This is a genomic window from Stenotrophomonas sp. SAU14A_NAIMI4_8, assembly GCF_003086695.1.
Classification (GTDB): Bacteria; Pseudomonadota; Gammaproteobacteria; order Xanthomonadales; family Xanthomonadaceae; genus Stenotrophomonas.
Window position 1 is genome coordinate 918,896 of the sequence record NZ_CP025999.1, and the last position, 21,242, is coordinate 940,137.

Consider the following 21,242-nt stretch of genomic DNA (forward strand, 5'->3'; position numbering starts at 1 on the left):
TCGCTTTCCACGTGCCGTGTGGAAAACAAACATGGGCATGGACAAAAAATAACCACCCCTGCAAACGCTTGTACGGCAATGCTCGCACCCACTTGTCCACACCAAGTTCCCATCGCTTTCCACGCGTGGTGTGGAAAACCCTGGCGGCGCGCCCTGGTAGTCGCCCATCTTGGTGGGCGCGCGGCACGTCCATGCCCACCAAGGTGGGCATCTACCAAAGCCCGGTTCCCCTCGCATCCTGTGCTCCGGTGGTCGCCCACCTGGGTGGGCGCGCGGCAGGTCCATGCCCCACCAAGGTGGGCATCTACCAAAGCCCGGTTCCCCTCGCACTGTGCTCTGGTAGTCGCCCACCTTGGTGGGCGCGCGGCAGGTCCATGCCCCACCAAGGTGGGCATCTACCAAAGCCCGGTTCCCCTCGCACTGTGCTCTGGTAGTCGCCCACCTTGGTGGGCGCGCGGCACGTCCATGCCCACCAAGGTGGGCATCTACCAAAGCCCGGTTCCCAAACGAACAGGGCCCGCCAATGGCGGGCCTTGTCCTCCACAGCCTGCGCTGCAGCCCGCCTTACAGCGCGCTGCCACCAAACTTGTGCGTGTACTGCAGGTTGATCGTGCGCCCCACCGTGTCGAACCAGGAAACGTCGTAGTAGGGGTACGCCGTGTACGAGGCGTCCTTCGGCGGCATCTTGTTGAACACGTTCACCACCGACAGCGACAGCCGCGCGTGGTCGTCGAAGCGGTACTGCACCGACGCGTTGTAGCGGTAGGTCGCCTTGATGTACGGGCTGTCACCGCTGTCCCAGTCGAACACCTGGTCGTAGCTGTCCGAGGTCGGCAGCTTGCCCAGCCGCGAGCCGTACACCGTGGCCGACCAGGCGGCCTTCTCCCAGGTCACGCTCAGGCTGGTCTTGGTGCGCGGAATGTCGAAGCCACTGTTCACCGCGAACTGGTCTTCCACCGGGTCGCCCGGGAACTGCTGGAAGTCGTGCTTCTTCACCCAGGTGTGGTTGCCGTTGAAGGAGAACTCGCCGATGCCGGTCTGCACGCGCCAGCGCAGGCCCACGTCCACGCCCTGGGTGCGCTCGCGGGCAATGTTCACCGGGTTCACGTGCACGCCGTACAGGCGGCCGTCGTCGGTGCGGGTCACCCGGGCCAGGGCGTCCACGCAGGTGGCCGAGGTGGCGTCCAGCTCGCCCAGGCGGCAGGCCGCCTCGTCGCGCAGGATCGCGTCCACGTTCATGTCCTGCACCTGGTTGCGCATGTCGATGTCGAACCAGTCCGCGCTGATGTCGAAGCCGCCGCCGGGCGACCAGACGAAGCCGGCGCTCCACGAAGTGCTGGTTTCCGGATCGAGGCGACGGTTGCCTTCGCGGCTGCGCACCAGGTTCTCTTCGTAGTCGCTGCAGTCATCGGCGCCGTCGCTCAGGCAGCCGTAGTAGTCGTTGCCGGCGGTCTCGTCATTGCCGGGGCCGGCGTACACGTAGTGCAGGTCCGGCGCGCGGAACGCGGTGCCGTAGGAACCGCGCACCAGCAGGGTGTCGATCGGGCGCCACTCCAGGCCACCACTCCAGGTGGCCTTGCCGATCGTATTGCCCGAATAGCGGTACTGGTCGTAACGGCCGGCCACGCTCAGGTTCACGCTGTCAAGCAGCGGCATGCGCAGCTCGGCGGCGCTGGCCCAGCGGTTGCGCGAGCCTTCGCCGTTGGAATCCTTCCAGCTGTAGTAGTAGTACTGCGTGGCCAGCGGATCGGGATTCAGCGCGTAGGCCTGCTGGCCCAGTTCCACGGTGGCGGCAAAGCCGGCATCGCCGCCGGGCAGGCCGAACAGTGCGCCGTTGGTCAGGGTGAAGGCCGCCGTTTCCGTGCGCGACTTCGGCGTATAGGTGGTACGCGCGGCGATCGAATCGTACTCGGCGCGGGTCAGCGGACGGTACAGGCGGTCCGGGTCGGCGTTGTAGATCGGGAAGCCATCGTCATCCTCGCCCAGCTGCGGGCCCAGGAACAGATCGTTGGCCTTGGCCGCCACGATCTGCGGCCAGCTGATCCGCGACTGGTACTGCGAATGGCTCAGTGCGGCTTCGTAATCCCAGTTGCCGGTCAGGTTGCCCTTGAAGCCGGTGGTCACGCTGAAGGTCTTCTGCGTGCTGCGCACCATGGCGTTGCGCAGGCCACCCATTTCCTCCGGCGAGAACTGGCGCTGCCAGAACTCGATTTCACCGGTGGCGGCAGTGTTGAAGTAGCCCGACTCGTCACCATCGGGCGCCATGCGGCCCCACGAGGTGACATCGCGCATCAGCGCCAGGCTGTGGTAGCCCAGCTGCACGTCGGCGAACCACTGCTGGCCGTTGTCGAAGTCGTAGCTGAGCGAGGCGTAGCCATTGGCGCCGCGGCGCTTGCTGAGGATGGTGCCGTAGCCGATCGACGCATCGCTGCCGCAGTAGTAGCCGTAGCGCGGGCGGAAGGCATGGTAGGTGCTGCCGTTGTTCTGCCCGGCCAGGGCATCGCAGGTGGCCGCACCCGGGTCCAGGTAGTCATCGTTGTAGTCCGTGCGCAGGTAAGCGCGGCGGGCGATGCGCGAGCCCTCGGTGGGGCCGTCCTGGGTCGAATCCTGCTGTTCGCGCTCGTACGCCCACAGCGGGGTCTGCGACTGCAGCTCCACGCTGTACACCGCGTTGAAGTTGCCGCGGCTGAAGCCACTGGCCAGGCTCATGTCGAACGAATCGCCGCCACCTTCGGTGGTGGTGCCCATGCGCACGTCCACGGTGGTGCCATCGGCCTGCTTCTTCAGGATGAAGTTGACCACGCCGGCGATCGCGTCCGAGCCGTAGATGGCCGAGGCGCTGCCGGTCAGCACTTCAATGCGCTCGATCATGCCCAGCGGAATGTTGGACACATCGGTGAAGTTGCTGCGGCCCTGGAACGGCATCGGGAAGTCGGCAATGCGGCGGCCGTTTACCAGCACCAGCGTGTGGTTCGGGCCCAGCCCGCGCAGATCGACCTGTTGTGCGCCGGGCGAGAAGTCGGCACCGCTGGACGACTGCTGGCTCTGCGTCTCGCCGCCGTTCTGGGTCATCGCGCGCAGCACGTCCGGCACGCTGGTGAAGCCGGCCGACTGGATCTGCTCGGCGCTGATCACGGTGATCGGTGCCGGGCCTTCCACCTGCGCACGCGGAATGCGCGAGCCGGTGACCTGCACCGCGTCCAATTGTTGAACCGAAGCGGTCGCCGGGTCCTGGGCCGCGGCCGAAGCAGCCACCCCCATCAACGCCAGCTGGATCGACCACGCCATCGCCTGTCTACGCATGAAGAATTCCCGGAAGTGATGCCGGCCCGCAGAGGAGGGGCCCTGTCCCCCATTCAGTTTTCCCGGATGGGCGCGCGCATTTAACGCCTTTTTTATGTCCTTGACTACTGTCTTTCTATCTGGCAAAGAGTGAAAACGGTTGCAAGTCGATTCTGTTCAGGGAGATCAGCATGCGACAGGCCTTTTCCGGTCTCTGGCTTCGCCTGGCCCTGTGCACGGGGATGGCGCTGGCGTGGGCGCTCCCGGTTGCGGCCCAGAGCCTGCAGGAGCCCGGCTTTGCCTATTACGAGACCGGCAATCTCGACGCGCCCCGACCGGGCCCGCGCGCACCGGCGATGATGCTGATGGGCGGCGGCGAGTGGGTGCCGGAGGCCTTCCAGTGGTGGCTGCGGCAGGCGGGCAACGGCCGTGTGCTGATCCTGCGCGCCTCCGGCGACGACGACCTGCAGCAACGCCTGCACAACGACATTGGCGGCACCACCGCGGTCCAGACCCTGGTCTTCGACAGTCGCCGCGGTGCCGACGATCCCGCCGTGCTGCGGGTGGTAGCGGCGGCCGACGCGATCTTCATCGCCGGTGGCGACCAGGCCCGCTATATCCGCTTCTGGAAGGGCACGGCGCTCAATCGGGCCCTCAATGCCCACGTCCGCGCCGGCAAGCCGATCGCCGGAACCAGTGCCGGGCTGGCGATCCTGGGCGGCTATGCCTATGGCGCGCTGGATGGCGGCAGCATCGATTCGGCCAGTGCGTTGGCCGACCCGCGTGGCGCGGCAGTCACCCTCGACCATGGCTTCCTGCAGATGCCTTACCTGCAGCGCGTGGTCACCGACACCCACTTCGACAAGCGCGACCGCCTGGGCCGCCTGATCGTGTTCGTTGCCCGGGCCGCGCAGGACAGTGGCGATCCGGACATGGTCGGCATTGGCGTGGACGAAGATACCGCCCTGTGCGTGGAGCCCGATGGCCACGCGCGTGTCTACAGCGCGGACGGGCAGGGCAAGGTGTGGGTGGTGCGCCCCGGGCGTGGCGCCGACCACCTGGTCGACGGCGAGCCGCTGCGCTTCCATGCCGTGCCGGTCACGGTGGTCGCCTCGGGTGGCCGCCTGCGGCTTGATGATTTCCAGGCCGACGTGGACGATCAGATGCTGGCTGACATCGATGACGGCCTGATCGAGCTCACCCGCCGCTAGCGTCGGGCGTGGCCCGGCGCTACCGAACCTCATTCCCCTGGAGACGTACCCGATGAAACTGCGCCTGGCGCTGTCTGCCCTGTTGTCCCTGCCCCTGCTCGCGCAGGCGGCTGCGCCCTCACCGCTGCTGGTCATCCATGGCGGCGCCGGCGTGGAGCGCAAGGACCTGTCGCCTGCCGAGGAAAAGGCGGCGCGCGATGCCTTGAAGGCGGCACTGTTGAAGGGCCACGCCGAGCTGGCCGCGGGCCGCCCGGCGCTGGCCGCAGTGACGGCCGCGATCACCGTGCTGGAGGACGATCCGACCTTCAACGCCGGCAAGGGCGCGGTGTTCACCCATGACGGGCGCAACGAACTGGATGCGGCGGTGATGGACGGCGCCAGCCAGGCCGCCGGTGCGGTGGCGGGCGTGCAGCGGGTGCGCAACCCGATCCTGCTGGCGCAGGCGGTCATGCAGAAGTCCCGCCACGTGATGATGGTGGGGCAGGGGGCCGAGGCGTTTGCCGCCGAGCAGGGCATCACCCTGGTCGACCCCTCCTACTTCCGTACCGACAAGCGCTGGCAGCAGCTGCAGCGGGCACTGAAGGAAGAGGCCAGTGGCCAGGCCCATGCCGATCTGGAAACGGCCAGGCATTTCGGCACGGTCGGTGCGGTGGCGCTGGATGCGCAGGGCCACATGGCGGCGGGCACGTCCACCGGCGGCATGACCAACAAGCGCTACGGCCGGGTCGGTGATTCGCCGATCATCGGCGCCGGCACCTGGGCCGATGCACAGTGCGCCGTGTCGGGTACCGGCTGGGGCGAGTACTACATCCGTACCGCGGCGGCGCACGAGATCTGCGCGCGCATCCGCTACCAGGCGCAGTCGCCGGAACAGGCGGGCAGGGCGGTGATCAACGAGATGATTCCGAAGATGGGCGGCGACGGTGGCGCGATCGTGCTCGCCGCAGACGGAAAAATGGCCACGCCGTTCAACACCCAGGGCATGTATCGGGGCTGGATTGGCGCCGACGGCGTGCCACATGTCGCTATTTTCGCCAGCGAGCCCCTGCCGCTTCCCGGGCAATAACCTTGTGCATCAAGGGGTTTGCAACAACGTGTGAAAAAAGTGGAAAAAAGCGTTGACAGCCCCCCGCCTCATCAGCAGAATAAGCGGCTCACCACCACACACCGCACCGCTTCGGCGGCACGGGATGGGGCGGTAAGGAGGGATACCCAAGCGGCCAACGGGGGCAGACTGTAAATCTGCTGGCTTACGCCTTCGGTGGTTCGAATCCACCTCCCTCCACCAGTTTCACGTTGTGACATTCCCGGCGCGGGAGTAGTTCAATGGTAGAACCTCAGCCTTCCAAGCTGATGGTGCGGGTTCGATTCCCGTCTCCCGCTCCATTGAATGAACTTTGAATATTATCGAGTTCGTGTCATAATGCAAAACTCGGCTCACGTAGCTCAGTCGGTAGAGCACTTCCTTGGTAAGGAAGAGGTCGAAGGTTCGATTCCTTTCGTGAGCACCATCTTAAGCATCACCTCTCAGACGAATTCGAGATAAGCAGCCATGGCCAAGGGTAAGTTCGAGCGCACCAAGCCGCACGTCAATGTCGGCACCATCGGTCACGTCGACCACGGCAAGACCACGCTGACCGCCGCACTGACCAAGATCGGTGCCGAGCGCTTCGGTGGTGAATTCAAGGACTACTCGGCGATCGACGCCGCGCCGGAAGAAAAGGCGCGTGGCATCACGATCTCGACCGCGCACGTCGAATACGAATCCACCACCCGTCACTACGCCCACGTCGATTGCCCGGGCCACGCTGACTACGTCAAGAACATGATCACCGGTGCCGCCCAGATGGACGGCGCGATCCTGGTGTGCTCGGCTGCTGACGGCCCGATGCCGCAGACCCGCGAGCACATCCTGCTGTCGCGTCAGGTCGGCGTGCCGTACATCGTCGTGTTCCTGAACAAGGCCGACATGGTTGACGATGCCGAGCTGCTGGAACTGGTCGAAATGGAAGTCCGCGAACTGCTGAGCAAGTACGAGTTCCCGGGCGACGATACCCCGATCATCTCGGGTTCGGCTCGTCTGGCGCTGGAAGGCGACCAGAGCGACATCGGCGTGCCGGCGATCATCAAGCTGGTCGACGCGCTGGATACCTGGATTCCGGAGCCGGAGCGTGCAGTCGACAAGCCGTTCCTGATGCCGGTGGAAGACGTGTTCTCGATCTCGGGCCGCGGCACCGTGGTGACCGGTCGTATCGAGCGCGGCGTGATCAAGGTCGGCGAAGAAATCGAAATCGTCGGTATCCGTCCGGTGCAGAAGACCACCGTGACCGGCGTCGAAATGTTCCGCAAGCTGCTGGACCAGGGCCAGGCAGGCGACAACGCCGGTCTGCTGCTGCGCGGCACCAAGCGTGACGACGTCGAGCGCGGCCAGGTTCTGGCCAAGCCGGGCACCATCAAGCCGCACACCACCTTCGAAGGCGAAGTGTACGTGCTGTCGAAGGACGAAGGCGGCCGTCACACCCCGTTCTTCAACGGCTATCGCCCGCAGTTCTACTTCCGTACCACCGACATCACCGGTAAGGCCAACCTGCCGGAAGGCGTCGAGATGGTGATGCCGGGCGACAACGTGAAGATGGTTGTCGAGCTGATCAACCCGGTGGCAATGGACGAAGGCCTGCGCTTCGCCATTCGCGAAGGCGGCCGTACCGTCGGCGCCGGCGTGGTCTCGAAGATCATCGCGTAAGCCTGCAGTGCCGGCGGTTGCATAGCACCGCCGGTTACGCGAGTGGCGGGCCGGGAACCTCGGTCCGCCTTCGCCGTCTAAGGGAAGGCAAGTTTCAATCTGTACGCCAGTAGCTCAATTGGCAGAGCAGCGGTCTCCAAAACCGCAGGTTGGGGGTTCGAGTCCCTCCTGGCGTGCCATCTGCCACCCTATCCAGCGGCCCAGCCGTCGCTAAAGCAGATATAGCCCGATGAATAGCAAGATCGAACACTCCAAGGATACTTCCGCCACCGGTGGGGATATCGTCAAGTACGCCCTGGCCTCGCTGCTGGTGCTGGCTGGTCTGTTCGTCTGGTTCTGGTTCTCCGCTGATTCCGGTCGTGCCACCCAGTTGGGGGCGTGGACGGGTCAGCTGCGTGCGTTGGCGGTGGTGGTCGGTCTGGTTGGCGGTGTCGGCGTGTTCATGCTGACCGGCAAGGGGCGCGACACCCGCGAATTCCTCTCCGAGTCGCGCTTCGAACTGCGCAAGGTGGTCTGGCCGACGCGCCAGGAAGCCGTTCGCATGACCTGGGTCGTGATTGTCGTGGTGGTCATCCTCAGCCTGCTGCTGGGTGGCTTCGACTTCCTGATCCAGAAACTGACTCAGTGGTTCCTGAGCCGCTAAGGAGAAATGCATGAAGCGTTGGTACGTCGTTCACGCCTATTCGGGCTTCGAGAAGTCGGTTGCGCAGGCCCTGCGTGATCGCATCGCCCGTGACGGCATGGAAGATCGCTTCGGCGACGTCCTGGTCCCGACCGAAGAAGTGGTCGAGATGCGTGCCGGTCAGAAGCGTCGTTCCGAGCGCAAGTTCTTCCCGGGTTACGTGCTGGTCCAGATCGAGACCCACGAAGAAGCCGGTATTCCGCGTATCGACAACGAAAGCTGGCACCTGGTGAAGGAAACCCCGCGGGTGATGGGCTTCATCGGCGGCACTGCCGATCGTCCGCTGCCGATCGCCGATTCCGAAGCCGAGGCCATCCTGAATCGTGTTCAGGAAGGTGTGGAAAAGCCGCGCCCGAAGGTGCTGTTCGAGCCGGGCCAGATGGTCCGCGTCACCGATGGCCCGTTCAACGATTTCAATGGCGTCGTCGAAGAAGTCAACTACGAGAAGAGCCGTCTGCGCGTCTCGGTGCTGATCTTCGGTCGTGCCACCCCGGTCGAGCTCGAGTTCGGCCAAGTCGAAAAGGCCGTCTGACCAGCGGTAGAGTCGAGCTTGCTCGACTTTCCGTTCAGTCGAGCAAGCTCGACTCTACAAGAGGAACCGGGCATCGCCCGGTTTCCTTCGTTTACGTGCCGCTTCAGGCACGTGAAGAAAAAACCTGCTATAGTGCGCGGCTCCCGCTGGGATGCCAGCGGAGCCAGGCCGCCGCAAGGTGGCCTTCGGCATGATTTCAAAACGCGATGCCGGGACGCGTGATTCCCGGTCCGATGGGGAGCCTGTTGTCGAAAGGCGCTAGCACCCGGAGAGCACTCAAATGGCAAAGAAAGTTGTCGGTTACATCAAGCTGCAGGTGAAGGCCGGTCAGGCCAACCCCTCGCCGCCGGTCGGTCCTGCGCTGGGTCAGCGCGGCCTGAACATCATGGAATTCTGCAAGGCGTTCAACGCTGCCACGCAGAAGCTCGAGCCGGGTCTGCCGGTTCCGGTGATCATCACGGCCTACTCGGACCGTACGTTCACCTTCATCACCAAGAGCACCCCGGCCACCACCCTGCTGAAGAAGGCCGCTGGCATCTCGTCGGGCTCCAAGCGCCCGAACACCGAGAAGGTCGGCAAGGTCACCCGTAAGCAGCTGGAAGAGATCGCCAAGGCGAAGGAACCGGATCTGACTGCCGCCGACCTGGACGCCGCCGTGCGTACCATCGCTGGCTCTGCCCGTTCCATGGGCCTCGTGGTGGAGGGTTAATAAGATGGCACAGACCAAGCGTGAGAAGGCCATCAAGGCCGCCGTTGTCCCGGGCAAGTCGTACGCCTTCGAGGACGCGATCAACATCCTGAAGAGCGCCACCAAGGCCAAGTTCGTCGAGTCGATCGACGTTGCCGTGCGCCTGGGCGTCGATGCGAAGAAGTCCGACCAGCAGGTCCGTGGCTCCACCGTGCTGCCGGCTGGTACCGGCAAGTCGGTCCGCGTTGCCGTGTTCGCTCCGGCCGGTGCCAAGGCTGACGAAGCTCTGGCCGCTGGCGCCGAAGCCGTCGGTATGGACGACCTGGCCGAGAAGATGCAGGCCGGCGATCTGAACTACGACGTCGTCATCGCCACCCCGGACGCCATGCGCGTCGTCGGTAAGCTGGGCACCGTGCTGGGCCCGCGCGGCCTGATGCCGAACCCGAAGGTCGGCACCGTTTCCCCGAACCCGGGCGAAGCCGTGAAGAACGCCAAGTCGGGCCAGGTCCGTTACCGCACCGACAAGGCCGGTATCATCCACTGCACCATCGGCAAGGCCGACTTCGCCGAAGACGCGCTGAAGTCGAACCTGACCGCGCTGCTGCTGGACCTGATCAAGGCCAAGCCGGCCACCTCGAAGGGCACCTACCTGCAGAAGGTTTCGGTCAGCTCGACGATGGGCCCGGGCGTCACCGTCGACCAGTCGTCGCTGACCCTGAAGTAATTGTTTCAAGCGGTCACGGTACCTTCGGGCACCGTGACCGTGACATTTGAAGGCATCGCCGGCCGTACACCGCCGGCGGTAGCCGTCAAAGACCGCAGGCGCGGTCGTGGCAATACCGGCGACGGGCACGGAAGCTCGATATGGCAGGGAGTCGCCGCCGGCGCAGCAATGACCGCTTAATCGATTCCCCGGAATCAACCTGCGTAGATGGTGCCCTTCTGGAGTTTTTCTGGTTCACGCACGTCTGGGATCTTCCCCGATTGCACTCCAGGTCTGGAACGGCCCACCCCCGGAACATCATTCCGATGTTCCCGGCGTCCAGGACGGATGCCGCACAGGACCGCACACGGCAGGAGCCGTAAGCGGAGTTCAATTGGAGGAGTGCAATGGCTCTCAATCTGTCCCAGAAGCAAGAAGTAGTCGCCGAGCTGGCAGACGTCGCCGCCAAGGCCCACTCCTTGATCGCAGCTGAATACGCTGGCACCACGGTCGCTCAGATGACCGCGATGCGTAAGCAGGCTCGTGAAACCGGTGTTTTCTTGAAGGTTGTCAAGAACACCCTGGCGTCGCGCGCTGTTGAAGGCACCGAGTTCGCAGTCGCACAGGACCAGATGGTTGGTCCGCTGCTGTACGCGTTCTCGCTCGAGGAGCCCGGCGCAGCCGGTCGCCTGATCAAGGAAGCCGCCAAGGGCAACGACAAGCTGAAGGCTAAGGTCGTCGCCATCGGTGGTGAAGTGTTCCCGGCAAGCCACGTCGACGTGCTGGCATCGCTGCCGACCCGCGACCAGGCCCTGGCCATGCTGGCCCGCGTCCTGACCGAGCCGGTCACGATGTTTGCCCGCGCCATCAAGGCAATCGGCGACAAGCAGGGTGGTGGCGACGTCGCCGCCGACGCTGCTGAACCGGCCGCCGAGACCGCCTGAGTTTCGACTAATCGTGGTTCCTGACGGAACCTCAATCCAGAAAAACATCCAAAGGTAATTATCATGTCCCTTACCAACGAACAGATCGTCGACGCCATCGCCGAGAAGTCCCTGATGGAAGTGATGGAGCTGGTCAAGGCCATCGAAGAAAAGTTCGGCGTCTCCGCCGCTGCTCCGGTTGCCGTGGCTGCTGCCGCTGGCCCGGCTGCCGCTGTTGAAGAGCAGACCGAATTCACCGTCACCCTGAAGACTGCCGGCGACAAGAAGGTCGAAGTCATCAAGGCCGTCCGCGCCATCACCGGCCTGGGCCTGAAGGAAGCGAAGGACCTGGCCGAAGCCGGTGGCGTCCTGAAGGAAGGCGCTTCGAAGGACGAAGCCGAGAAGATGAAGAAGGACCTGGAAGCTGCTGGCGCGACTGTCGAAGTCAAGTAAGCACTTCCCTTGCATCGTCATCGATTCACGGCGATGCAGCCAAGGCTGGGGGCGTAAGCCCCCGGCCTTTGGTCGTTCCTGCGGTGGTGTCTATCCACGCCCTGCGTGGAACCCATCGGTAGATCCACGCCCTGCGTGGATGCAACAAGCGGAAAAAAGCCCAACACGGGCTGCAGTCAAACCCCGGCCGGCCAGCGCAGCGCGCGGCAGCAGGGGCGTGGTAGCAGACGAGTTGGCAGTTGGAAGTAGCGGGAGAAGGCGTGCTGGTGCCGGCAATACCAGCGACTTCCAACTGACAATTTCAAGTTCCCTTCGGGTTGTGGACGCACGACCCGCACAACAAGGTGGAAGACCTCATGACGTCCTATTCGTTCACCGAAAAAAAGCGCATCCGCAAGGATTTCGGCAAGCAGCGCTCGATCCTGGAAGTTCCCTTCCTGCTCGCCATCCAGGTGGATTCCTACCGTGATTTCCTTCAGGAAAACGTCGATCCGGCCAAGCGCGCCGATTATGGCCTGCACGCTGCGCTGAAGTCGGTCTTCCCGATCGCCAGCTACAGCGGCAATGCCGCCCTGGAATACGTCGGCTACAAGCTGGGCGACCCGGTCTTCGACGAGCGTGAGTGCCGCCAGCGTGGCATGAGCTACGGCGCGCCGCTGCGCGTCACCGTGCGCCTGGTCATCTACGACCGTGAGTCGTCGACCAAGGCCATCAAGTACGTGAAGGAGCAGGAGGTCTATCTGGGCGAAATCCCGCTGATGACCGAAAACGGCACCTTCATCGTCAACGGCACCGAGCGCGTCATCGTCTCGCAGCTGCACCGCTCGCCGGGTGTGTTCTTCGACCACGACCGTGGCAAGACCCACAGCTCGGGCAAGCTGCTGTACAGCGCCCGCATCATTCCTTACCGCGGCTCCTGGCTGGACTTCGAGTTCGACCCGAAGGACGCGCTGTTCACCCGTATCGACCGCCGCCGCAAGCTGCCGGTGTCGATCCTGCTGCGCGCGCTTGGCTACAGCAACGAAGAGATGCTGGCCGAGTTCTTCGAGATCAACACCTTCCACATCAACCCGGATGAAGGCGTCCAGCTGGAGCTGGTGCCCGAGCGCCTGCGTGGCGAAACCCTGGGCTTCGACCTCGCCGACGGCGACAAGGTCATCGTGGAAGCCGGCAAGCGCATCACCGCGCGCCACATCAAGCAGCTGGAAGCCTCGGGCATTGCCGCCCTGGCCGTGCCGGACGACTACATCGTCGGCCGCATCCTGTCGCACGACGTGGTCGATGCGTCGACCGGTGAACTGCTGGCCCAGGCCAACGACGAAATCAGCGACGAACAGCTGCAGAACTTCCGCAAGGCCGGCGTCGATGCGGTGGGCACCCTGTGGGTGAACGACCTGGATCGTGGCCCGTACCTGTCCAACACCCTGCGCATCGATCCGACCAAGACCCAGCTGGAAGCCCTGGTCGAAATCTACCGCATGATGCGTCCGGGCGAGCCGCCGACCAAGGATGCCGCGCAGAACCTGTTCCACAACCTGTTCTTCACCTTCGAGCGCTACGACCTGTCCGCGGTCGGCCGCATGAAGTTCAACCGTCGCGTGGGCCGCAAGGAAACCACCGGCGAAGCCGTGCTGTACGACCGCAAGTACTACGGCGAGCGTAACGACGAAGAATCCAAGCGCCTGGTTGCCGCCCACGGCGACAGCTCCGACATCCTGGACGTGATCAAGGTCCTGACCGAGATCCGCAACGGTCGCGGCGTGGTCGATGACATCGATCACCTAGGCAACCGTCGCGTGCGTTCGGTCGGTGAAATGGCCGAGAACGTGTTCCGCGTGGGCCTGGTCCGCGTCGAGCGCGCGGTCAAGGAACGCCTGTCGATGGCCGAATCCGAAGGCCTGACCCCGCAGGAGCTGATCAACGCCAAGCCGGTCGCCGCAGCCATCAAGGAGTTCTTCGGCTCCTCGCAGCTGTCGCAGTTCATGGATCAGAACAACCCGCTGTCGGAAGTGACCCACAAGCGTCGCGTCTCGGCCCTGGGCCCGGGCGGTCTGACCCGTGAGCGCGCCGGCTTCGAAGTGCGCGACGTGCACCCGACCCATTACGGCCGCGTCTGCACCATCGAAACCCCGGAAGGCCCGAACATCGGCCTGATCAACTCGCTGGCCGTGTACGCCCGCACCAACCAGTACGGTTTCCTCGAGACCCCGTACCGCAAGGTCGTGGACGGCAAGGTGTACGACGAAGTCGAATTCCTGTCGGCCATCGAAGAAAACGAGTACGTCATTGCGCAGGCCAACGCGCTGACCGACGCCAACAGCGTGCTGACCGAGCAGTTCGTTCCCTGCCGCTTCCAGGGCGAATCGCTGCTGAAGCCGCCGGCAGAAGTCCACTTCATGGACGTCTCGCCGATGCAGACCGTGTCGATCGCAGCCGCGCTGGTTCCGTTCCTGGAGCACGATGACGCCAACCGTGCACTGATGGGCGCCAACATGCAGCGCCAGGCCGTGCCGACCCTGCGTGCGCAGAAGCCGCTGGTGGGTACCGGCATCGAACGCGCCGTGGCCCGTGACTCGGGTGTGACCGTCAATGCCCGTCGTGGTGGCGAGATCGTGCAGATCGACGCCGCGCGCATCGTGGTGAAGGTGGTTGAAGAAGAAATCGTCGGCGCCACCGATGCCGGCGTGGACATCTACAACCTGGTCAAGTACACCCGTTCGAACCAGAACACCTGCATCAACCAGCGTCCGCTGGTCCAGGTGGGCGACATCATCGCCCGCGGCGACGTGCTGGCCGACGGTCCGTCCACCGACATCGGCGAACTGGCCCTGGGCCAGAACATGCTGATCGCGTTCATGCCGTGGAACGGCTACAACTTCGAAGACTCCATCCTGCTCTCCGAGCGCGTGGTGGAAGAGGATCGTTACACCACGATCCACATCGAAGAGCTGACCTGCGTCGCGCGTGACACCAAGCTGGGGCCGGAAGAAATCTCCGCCGACATCCCGAACGTTTCCGAGCAGGCGCTGAACCGCCTGGACGAAAGCGGCGTGGTGTACATCGGTGCCGAAGTCCGCGCCGGCGACATCATGGTCGGCAAGGTCACCCCGAAGGGCGAAAGCCAGCTGACCCCGGAAGAGAAGCTGCTGCGCGCGATCTTCGGCGAGAAGGCTTCGGACGTGAAGGACAGCTCGCTGCGTGTTCCGCCGGGCATGGACGGCACCGTCATCGACGTGCAGGTCTTCACCCGCGATGGCATCGAGAAGGACAAGCGCGCCCGTCAGATCGAAGAGTCTGAAATCAAGCGCGTCAAGAAGGACTTCGACGACCAGTTCCGCATCCTGGAAGCGGCCATCTACATGCGTCTGCGTTCGCAGATCGTGGGCAAGGTGGTCAACGGTGGCGCCGGCCTGAAGAAGGGCGACGTGATCTCCGACGCCTTCCTGGACGGTCTGAAGAAGGCCGACTGGTTCGCCCTGCGCATGAAGGACGAGGACGCTTCGGAAGCCATCGAGCGCGCACAGAAGCAGATCCAGGCGCACGAGAAGGAATTCGAGCGTCGCTTCGCCGACAAGCGCGGCAAGATCACCGCCGGCGACGACCTCGCCCCGGGCGTGCTGAAGATGGTCAAGGTGTTCCTGGCCGTGAAGCGCCGCATCCAGCCGGGCGACAAGATGGCAGGCCGCCACGGTAACAAGGGTGTGGTGTCCAACGTGGTGCCGGTCGAGGACATGCCGTACATGGCCTCGGGCGAAACCGTGGACATCGTGCTGAACCCGCTGGGCGTGCCGTCGCGTATGAACATCGGGCAGATCCTGGAAGTGCACCTGGGCTGGGCAGCCAAGGGTCTGGGTCGCAAGATCCAGGCGATGATGGAAGCCCAGGCGGCCGTGGCCGACCTGCGCAAGTTCCTGGACGACATCTACAACCACGATGACACCAACGTGGCCAACCGTGTCGACCTGTCGCAGTTCAGCGACGAGGAACTGCTGCGCCTGGCCCGCAACCTGACCGACGGCGTGCCGATGGCCACCCCGGTGTTCGACGGTGCCACCGAAGCGGAAATCAAGCGCATGCTGGAACTGGCCGACCTGCCGAGCAGTGGCCAGACCCAGCTGTACGACGGCCGCACCGGTGAAGCCTTCGATCGCCACACCACCGTTGGCTACATGCACTACCTGAAGCTGAACCACCTGGTCGACGACAAGATGCACGCCCGTTCGACCGGTCCGTACTCGCTCGTCACCCAGCAGCCGCTGGGCGGCAAGGCGCAGTTCGGCGGCCAGCGCTTCGGTGAAATGGAAGTCTGGGCGCTGGAAGCCTACGGCGCGGCCTACACCCTGCAGGAAATGCTGACGGTGAAGTCCGATGACGTGCAGGGCCGCAACCAGATGTACAAGAACATCGTCGACGGTGAGCACGAGATGGTCGCGGGCATGCCGGAATCCTTCAACGTGCTCGTGAAGGAAATCCGCTCGCTGGCCATCAACATGGAACTGGAAGACAACTGATCCATGCCGGCGCGGCGGTCACCGCCGCCGCGCCGCTGGCAGTGAACTGAAAGCCCATCGACACAGCATTCCTCCTTTCGGAGAACACCATGAAAGACCTGCTCAACCTCTTCAACCAGCAGCGCCAGACGCTGGACTTCGACGCGATCAAGATCGCGCTGGCCTCGCCGGACCTGATCCGTTCGTGGTCCTTCGGCGAAGTGAAGAAGCCGGAAACCATCAACTACCGTACCTTCAAGCCGGAACGTGACGGCCTGTTCTGCGCCGCCATCTTCGGCCCGGTGAAGGACTACGAGTGCCTGTGCGGCAAGTACAAGCGCATGAAGCACCGCGGCGTGGTCTGCGAAAAGTGCGGCACCGAAGTGACCCTGGCCAAGGTGCGCCGCGAGCGCATGGGCCACATCGACCTGGCCTCGCCGGTCGCGCACATCTGGTTCCTGAAGTCGCTGCCGTCGCGCATCGGCCTGATGCTGGACATGACCCTGCGCGACATCGAGCGCGTGCTGTACTTCGAAGCCTACGTGGTGACCGAGCCGGGCCTGACCGCCCTGGAGCGCCGCCAGCTGCTGACCGAAGAACAGTACCTGCAGGCCCGCCAGGAGCACGGTGACGACTTCGACGCCGCCATGGGCGCCGAGGCCGTGTACGAACTGCTGCGCACCATCGACCTGCAGTCGGAAATGACCCGCCTGCGCGAAGAAATCGCCAGCACCGGTTCGGAAACCAAGCTGAAGCGACTGACCAAGCGCATCAAGCTGATCGAAGCCTTCCTGGAATCGGGCAACCGTCCGGAATGGATGGTCATGACCGTGCTGCCGGTGCTGCCGCCGGACCTGCGTCCGCTGGTCCCGCTGGACGGCGGCCGCTTCGCGACCTCCGACCTGAACGACCTGTACCGCCGCGTCATCAACCGTAACAACCGCCTGCGCCGCCTGCTCGAACTGAGCGCGCCGGACATCATCGTGCGCAATGAAAAGCGCATGCTGCAGGAATCGGTCGATGCGCTGCTGGACAACGGCCGTCGCGGCCGTGCCATCACCGGCACCAACAAGCGCCCGCTGAAGTCGCTGGCCGACATGATCAAGGGCAAGCAGGGTCGCTTCCGCCAGAACCTGCTGGGCAAGCGCGTGGACTACTCGGGCCGTTCGGTCATCGTGGTCGGTCCGTACCTGCGCCTGCACCAGTGCGGCCTGCCGAAGAAGATGGCGCTGGAACTGTTCAAGCCGTTCGTCTTCGCCAAGCTGCAGCGTCGTGGCCTGGCCACCACCATCAAGGCCGCCAAGAAGCTGGTCGAGCGCGAAGAAGCCGAAGTCTGGGACATCCTGGAAGAGGTCATCCGCGAACATCCGGTGATGCTGAACCGTGCGCCGACCCTGCACCGTCTGGGCATCCAGGCGTTCGAGCCGGTGCTGATCGAAGGCAAGGCCATCCAGCTGCACCCGCTGGTCTGCACCGCGTTCAACGCCGACTTCGACGGTGACCAGATGGCCGTCCACGTGCCGCTCTCGCTGGAAGCCCAGCTGGAAGCGCGTGCGCTGATGATGTCCACCAACAACATCCTGTCGCCGGCCAACGGCGAGCCGATCATCGTGCCGTCGCAGGACGTCGTGCTGGGTCTGTACTACATGACCCGCTCGCTGGAAAACAAGAAGGGCGAGGGCATGGCCTTCGCCAACATCGCCGAAGTCAAGCGCGCCTACGACAACCGCGTGGTGGAACTGCACGCGCGCGTCAAGGTCCGCATCACCGAAGTGGTGACCGACGAGGAAGGCAACAAGCAGAACAAGACCTCGATCGTGGACACCACGATCGGTCGCGCCCTGCTGGCTGAAATCCTGCCGGAAGGCCTGCCGTTCGCGCTGGCCAACACCGAGCTGACCAAGAAGAACATCAGCCGCCTGATCAACTCCAGCTACCGCCAGCTGGGTCTGAAGGACACGGTCGTGTTCGCCGACAAGCTGATGTACACCGGCTTCGCCTACGCGACCCGCGCCGGCGTCTCCATCGGCATCGACGACATGCTGATCCCCGACGAGAAGAAGGGCATCCTCACCGAGGCCGAAGCCGAAGTGCTGGAAATCCAGGAGCAGTACCAGTCGGGCCTGGTCACCGCCGGCGAGCGCTACAACAAGGTGGTCGACATCTGGTCGCGTACCAATGAACGCATCGCCAAGGCGATGATGGACACCATTGGTACCGAGAAGGTGGTCAATGCCAAGGGCGAAACCATCGACCAGAAGTCGATGAATTCGCTGTACATCATGGCCGACTCCGGTGCGCGAGGCAGCCAGGCGCAGATCCGTCAGCTGGCCGGCATGCGCGGCCTGATGGCCCGTCCCGATGGCTCGATCATCGAGACGCCCATCAAGGCGAACTTCCGCGAAGGCCTGAACGTGCAGGAGTACTTCAACTCCACCCACGGCGCCCGTAAGGGTCTGGCCGATACCGCGCTGAAGACCGCGAACTCGGGTTACCTGACCCGTCGTCTGGTCGACGTGGCGCAGGACGTGGTGATCACCGAGGTGGATTGCGGTACCACCGAAGGCCTGATCATGACCCCGATCGTGGAAGGCGGCGACGTGGTCGAGCCGTTGAAGGACCGCGTGCTGGGTCGCGTGGTTGCCGAGGACGTGTTCCTGCCGGGCAATGACGAAGATCCGATCGTGACCCGCAACACCCTGCTCGACGAAGCCTGGGTGGCCAAGCTGGAAGATGCCGGCGTGCAGACCATCAAGGTCCGCTCGACCATCTCCTGCGAATCGGCCTTCGGCGTCTGCGCCCGTTGCTACGGCCGCGATCTGGCCCGTGGCCACCTGGTCAACATCGGTGAAGCGGTCGGCGTCATCGCCGCCCAGTCCATCGGTGAGCCGGGTACCCAGCTGACCATGCGTACGTTCCACATCGGTGGTGCGGCGTCGCGAGCTGCTGCGGTCGACAACATCACCGTCAAGACCACCGGTTCGGTCAAGTTCAGCAACCTCAAGTCGGTCGAGCACGCCAACGGCTCGCTGGTGGCAGTGTCGCGCTCGGGCGAAATCTCGGTGCTCGATGCCCACGGCCGTGAGCGTGAGCGTTACAAGCTGCCGTACGGTGCCACCATCACGTCCAAGGACGGTGATGCGATCAAGGCTGGCCAGACCGTGGCCAACTGGGATCCGCATAACCACCCGATCGTGTCGGAAGTGGCCGGTTTCATCCGCTTCATCGACTTCGTCGACGGCATCACCGTCATCGAAAAGACCGATGAACTGACCGGTCTGGCTTCGCGCGAAATCACCGATCCGAAGCGTCGTGGTGCACAGGCCAAGGACCTGCGCCCGATCGTGCGCATCGTCGACGCCAAGGGCAACGACCTGTCCATCCCGGGCACCGATCTGCCGGCGCAGTACCTGCTGCCGCCGCGCTCGATCGTCAACCTGCAGGACGGCGCCCCGGTGGGCGTGGGCGACGTGGTCGCCAAGATCCCGCAGGAAGCCTCCAAGACCCGCGACATCACCGGTGGTCTGCCGCGCGTGGCCGATCTGTTCGAAGCGCGCAAGCCGAAGGATCCGGCGGTGCTGGCCGAGCGTTCGGGCATCATCAGCTTCGGCAAGGACACCAAGGGCAAGCAGCGCCTGATCATCAAGGACACCGATGGTTCGGAACACGAAGAGCTGATTCCGAAGTACCGCCAGGTGATCGTGTTCGAAGGTGAGCACGTGACCAAGGGCGAAACCATCGTGGACGGCGAACCGAGCCCGCAGGACATCCTGCGTCTGCTGGGCGTCGAACCGCTGGCCGCCTACCTGGTGAAGGAAATCCAGGACGTGTACCGCCTGCAGGGCGTGAAGATCAACGACAAGCACATCGAAGTCATCACCCGCCAGATGCTGCGCAAGGTCGAGATCACCGACCAGGGCAGCAGCAAGTTCCTGAACGGTGAACAGGTGGAGCGTCAGCGCGTGATCGAGGAGAATGCGCGCCTGGCCACCCGCAGCGAACTGCCGGCTCACTTCGATCCGGTGCTGCTGGGTATCACCAAGGCATCGCTGGCCACCGAATCGTTCATCTCGGCGGCGTCGTTCCAGGAAACCACCCGCGTGCTGACCGAAGCTGCCGTCCGCGGCACCAAGGACAACCTGCGCGGCCTGAAGGAAAACGTCATCGTCGGCCGTCTGATTCCGGCCGGTACCGGCCTGTCCTACCACAGCAGCCGCCGTCGTGGCGCTTCGGGTCTCACCGACTCGGAGATGCAGGCCCTGACCGGTACCCCGGCCGCGGCTGAAGCACCGGCCGCCGAAGTGGAAGCTGAACAGGCTTCGGAAGACTGAAACACCGGTCCGGCGGCAACGCCGGACCACCCCGTCGGTGCAACGACGGGATTGGGAAAGGGCAGGGTGGACCGCTCGCGGTTCACCCCGCCAACCTGAACGGGGTACATGGAGGCCCCCCAGTAACGTTCCAGGATCAGGAACGGGCTTGACAGAACGCGTTTGACTGCGTTCCTGACAGGTTGCTACAATCGTCTGTCTCAGCAGGCCAGAATTTTGGCCTGCTTTAACATTTCCGCATCTCTGGCCGGATTTCCGGCCACCAATCAGAAGAACCTACTGATGGCGACGATCAACCAGCTGGTCCGCAAGCCGCGGCAAGCTACTACGTACAAGAGTGCCTCGCCGGCGCTCGACAAGTGCCCGCAGCGCCGTGGCGTCTGCACGCGCGTCTACACCACCACCCCGAAGAAGCCGAACTCGGCTCTGCGCAAGGTTGCCAAGGTCCGCCTGACCAACCAGGAAGAAGTCATTTCCTACATCGGCGGTGAAGGCCACAACCTGCAGGAGCACTCCGTGGTCCTGATCCGTGGCGGTCGCGTCAAGGATCTGCCGGGTGTGCGTTACCACACCGTTCGTGGCTCGCTCGACGCCGCCGGCGTTGCCAAGCGTCGCCAGGCCCGTTCCAAGTACGGCGCCAAGCGTCCGAAGGCCTAAGGGGAGAGCACTATGTCGCGTAAGGGTAATACTCCGCAGCGTTCCGTCCTGCCGGATCCGAAGCACGGAAGCGAAACCATCGCCCGTTTCATCAACATGGTCATGCAGAGCGGCAAGAAGTCCGTCGCTGAAAAGATCGTGTACGGTGCCATGGACGTCATCTCCGAGAAGAACGCCAACTCGATCGAGCTGGTGCAGAAGGCTCTGGACAACGTCGCTCCGGCGGTCGAAGTGAAGTCGCGTCGCGTCGGCGGCGCTACCTACCAGGTGCCGGTCGAAGTGCGCGCCTCGCGCAAGATGGCCCTGGCCATGCGTTGGCTGATCGACTCCGCGCGCAAGCGTGGTGAGAACACCATGCCGAAGAAGCTGGCTGCTGAACTGATCGACGCCGCGGAAAACCGTGGTGGCGCCATCAAGAAGCGCGAAGAAACCCACCGCATGGCCGAAGCCAACAAGGCATTCGCCCACTACCGCTGGTGAGTTTGACGGCCTTGTAAAACAGGCAGGGCAGCACCATCAAGGTGCTGCCTCGCGGCCCCAGAAGGGC

The 21,242-nt window shown here is 64.1% G+C and carries 14 protein-coding genes and 4 tRNA genes; 17 read left to right on the forward strand and 1 reads right to left on the reverse strand.

Features of this window, described 5'->3' with window-relative positions; all coding sequences use genetic code 11:
- Nucleotides 1-564: 564 nt before the first annotated feature.
- On the reverse strand, nt 565-3,303 hold the full coding sequence (locus tag C1930_RS04040; RefSeq protein WP_108771142.1) for a TonB-dependent receptor: 2,739 nt from the start codon (nt 3,301-3,303) through the stop codon (nt 565-567).
- 221 nt (nt 3,304-3,524) lie between these two features.
- Between C1930_RS04040 and C1930_RS04045 the strand changes: the two genes are divergently transcribed.
- From C1930_RS04045 to rpsG, 17 genes are all read left to right on the forward strand, one after another.
- On the forward strand, nt 3,525-4,493 hold the full coding sequence (locus tag C1930_RS04045) for a cyanophycinase (protein ID WP_234412770.1): 969 nt from the start codon (nt 3,525-3,527) through the stop codon (nt 4,491-4,493).
- A gap of 52 nt (nt 4,494-4,545) precedes the next feature.
- A complete protein-coding gene (locus C1930_RS04050; RefSeq protein ID WP_108755495.1) occupies nt 4,546-5,559 on the forward strand; it encodes an isoaspartyl peptidase/L-asparaginase in 1,014 nt (337 codons plus the stop codon).
- A 136-nt stretch (nt 5,560-5,695) separates the two neighbouring features.
- A tRNA-Tyr gene (locus tag C1930_RS04055) sits at nt 5,696-5,781 on the forward strand.
- A 24-nt stretch (nt 5,782-5,805) separates the two neighbouring features.
- Nucleotides 5,806-5,879: transfer RNA gene (locus C1930_RS04060), tRNA-Gly, on the forward strand.
- A 49-nt stretch (nt 5,880-5,928) separates the two neighbouring features.
- A tRNA-Thr gene (locus C1930_RS04065) sits at nt 5,929-6,004 on the forward strand.
- Nucleotides 6,005-6,045: 41 nt separating this feature from the next.
- Nucleotides 6,046-7,236, forward strand: coding sequence for an elongation factor Tu (tuf, locus tag C1930_RS04070; protein ID WP_108752270.1), 1,191 nt, complete (start codon nt 6,046-6,048; stop codon nt 7,234-7,236).
- 103 nt (nt 7,237-7,339) lie between these two features.
- Nucleotides 7,340-7,415, forward strand: a tRNA-Trp gene (locus tag C1930_RS04075).
- A 50-nt stretch (nt 7,416-7,465) separates the two neighbouring features.
- The gene (secE, locus tag C1930_RS04080) at nt 7,466-7,879 is read left to right on the forward strand and encodes a preprotein translocase subunit SecE (RefSeq protein WP_108748648.1); all 414 of its coding nucleotides are present in this window, start codon (nt 7,466-7,468) and stop codon (nt 7,877-7,879) included.
- 10 nt (nt 7,880-7,889) lie between these two features.
- Entirely contained in the window at nt 7,890-8,450 is a 561-nt protein-coding gene (gene nusG, locus C1930_RS04085) for a transcription termination/antitermination protein NusG (protein WP_108771144.1), read from the forward strand.
- Nucleotides 8,451-8,730: 280 nt separating this feature from the next.
- Complete coding sequence (gene rplK / locus C1930_RS04090; protein ID WP_004145248.1) at nt 8,731-9,159, forward strand: 50S ribosomal protein L11; 429 nt, start codon at nt 8,731-8,733, stop codon at nt 9,157-9,159.
- A 4-nt stretch (nt 9,160-9,163) separates the two neighbouring features.
- Nucleotides 9,164-9,862 carry a 50S ribosomal protein L1 gene (gene rplA, locus C1930_RS04095; protein WP_108748650.1) on the forward strand — a complete coding sequence of 233 codons (699 nt, stop codon included), beginning with the start codon at nt 9,164-9,166 and terminating at the stop codon, nt 9,860-9,862.
- Nucleotides 9,863-10,248: 386 nt separating this feature from the next.
- Nucleotides 10,249-10,785 carry a 50S ribosomal protein L10 gene (gene rplJ, locus C1930_RS04105; RefSeq protein WP_108748651.1) on the forward strand — a complete coding sequence of 179 codons (537 nt, stop codon included), beginning with the start codon at nt 10,249-10,251 and terminating at the stop codon, nt 10,783-10,785.
- Between the two features lie 63 nt (nt 10,786-10,848).
- The gene (gene rplL / locus C1930_RS04110; RefSeq protein WP_108752271.1) at nt 10,849-11,217 is read left to right on the forward strand and encodes a 50S ribosomal protein L7/L12; all 369 of its coding nucleotides are present in this window, start codon (nt 10,849-10,851) and stop codon (nt 11,215-11,217) included.
- 356 nt (nt 11,218-11,573) lie between these two features.
- On the forward strand, nt 11,574-15,728 hold the full coding sequence (rpoB, locus tag C1930_RS04115) for a DNA-directed RNA polymerase subunit beta (RefSeq protein WP_108751480.1): 4,155 nt from the start codon (nt 11,574-11,576) through the stop codon (nt 15,726-15,728).
- An 89-nt stretch (nt 15,729-15,817) separates the two neighbouring features.
- The gene (rpoC, locus tag C1930_RS04120; RefSeq protein WP_108748653.1) at nt 15,818-20,038 is read left to right on the forward strand and encodes a DNA-directed RNA polymerase subunit beta'; all 4,221 of its coding nucleotides are present in this window, start codon (nt 15,818-15,820) and stop codon (nt 20,036-20,038) included.
- Between the two features lie 282 nt (nt 20,039-20,320).
- Complete coding sequence (rpsL, locus tag C1930_RS04125) at nt 20,321-20,695, forward strand: 30S ribosomal protein S12 (RefSeq protein WP_004145320.1); 375 nt, start codon at nt 20,321-20,323, stop codon at nt 20,693-20,695.
- Between the two features lie 12 nt (nt 20,696-20,707).
- Nucleotides 20,708-21,175, forward strand: a complete 468-nt coding sequence (rpsG, locus tag C1930_RS04130) for a 30S ribosomal protein S7 (protein WP_108748654.1) — start codon at nt 20,708-20,710, stop codon at nt 21,173-21,175.
- The last annotated feature ends 67 nt before the right edge of the window (nt 21,176-21,242 follow it).

Excerpts from the sequence above, each read along its gene's own strand:
- C1930_RS04045 (WP_234412770.1), top strand. The coding sequence starts at position 3,525 with ATGGCGCTGGCGTGGGCGCTCCCGGTTGCGGCCCAGAGCCTGCAGGAG.
- tuf (WP_108752270.1), top strand. The coding sequence starts at position 6,046 with ATGGCCAAGGGTAAGTTCGAGCGCACCAAGCCGCACGTCAATGTCGGC.
- rplK (WP_004145248.1), top strand. The coding sequence starts at position 8,731 with ATGGCAAAGAAAGTTGTCGGTTACATCAAGCTGCAGGTGAAGGCCGGT.
- rplA (WP_108748650.1), top strand. The coding sequence starts at position 9,164 with ATGGCACAGACCAAGCGTGAGAAGGCCATCAAGGCCGCCGTTGTCCCG.
- rpsL (WP_004145320.1), top strand. The coding sequence starts at position 20,321 with ATGGCGACGATCAACCAGCTGGTCCGCAAGCCGCGGCAAGCTACTACG.
- secE (WP_108748648.1), top strand. The coding sequence starts at position 7,466 with ATGAATAGCAAGATCGAACACTCCAAGGATACTTCCGCCACCGGTGGG.
- rpoB (WP_108751480.1), top strand. The coding sequence starts at position 11,574 with ATGACGTCCTATTCGTTCACCGAAAAAAAGCGCATCCGCAAGGATTTC.
- rplJ (WP_108748651.1), top strand. The coding sequence starts at position 10,249 with ATGGCTCTCAATCTGTCCCAGAAGCAAGAAGTAGTCGCCGAGCTGGCA.
- rpsG (WP_108748654.1), top strand. The coding sequence starts at position 20,708 with ATGTCGCGTAAGGGTAATACTCCGCAGCGTTCCGTCCTGCCGGATCCG.
- C1930_RS04050 (WP_108755495.1), top strand. The coding sequence starts at position 4,546 with ATGAAACTGCGCCTGGCGCTGTCTGCCCTGTTGTCCCTGCCCCTGCTC.
- nusG (WP_108771144.1), top strand. The coding sequence starts at position 7,890 with ATGAAGCGTTGGTACGTCGTTCACGCCTATTCGGGCTTCGAGAAGTCG.
- C1930_RS04040 (WP_108771142.1), bottom strand. The coding sequence starts at position 3,303 with ATGCGTAGACAGGCGATGGCGTGGTCGATCCAGCTGGCGTTGATGGGG.
- rpoC (WP_108748653.1), top strand. The coding sequence starts at position 15,818 with ATGAAAGACCTGCTCAACCTCTTCAACCAGCAGCGCCAGACGCTGGAC.
- rplL (WP_108752271.1), top strand. The coding sequence starts at position 10,849 with ATGTCCCTTACCAACGAACAGATCGTCGACGCCATCGCCGAGAAGTCC.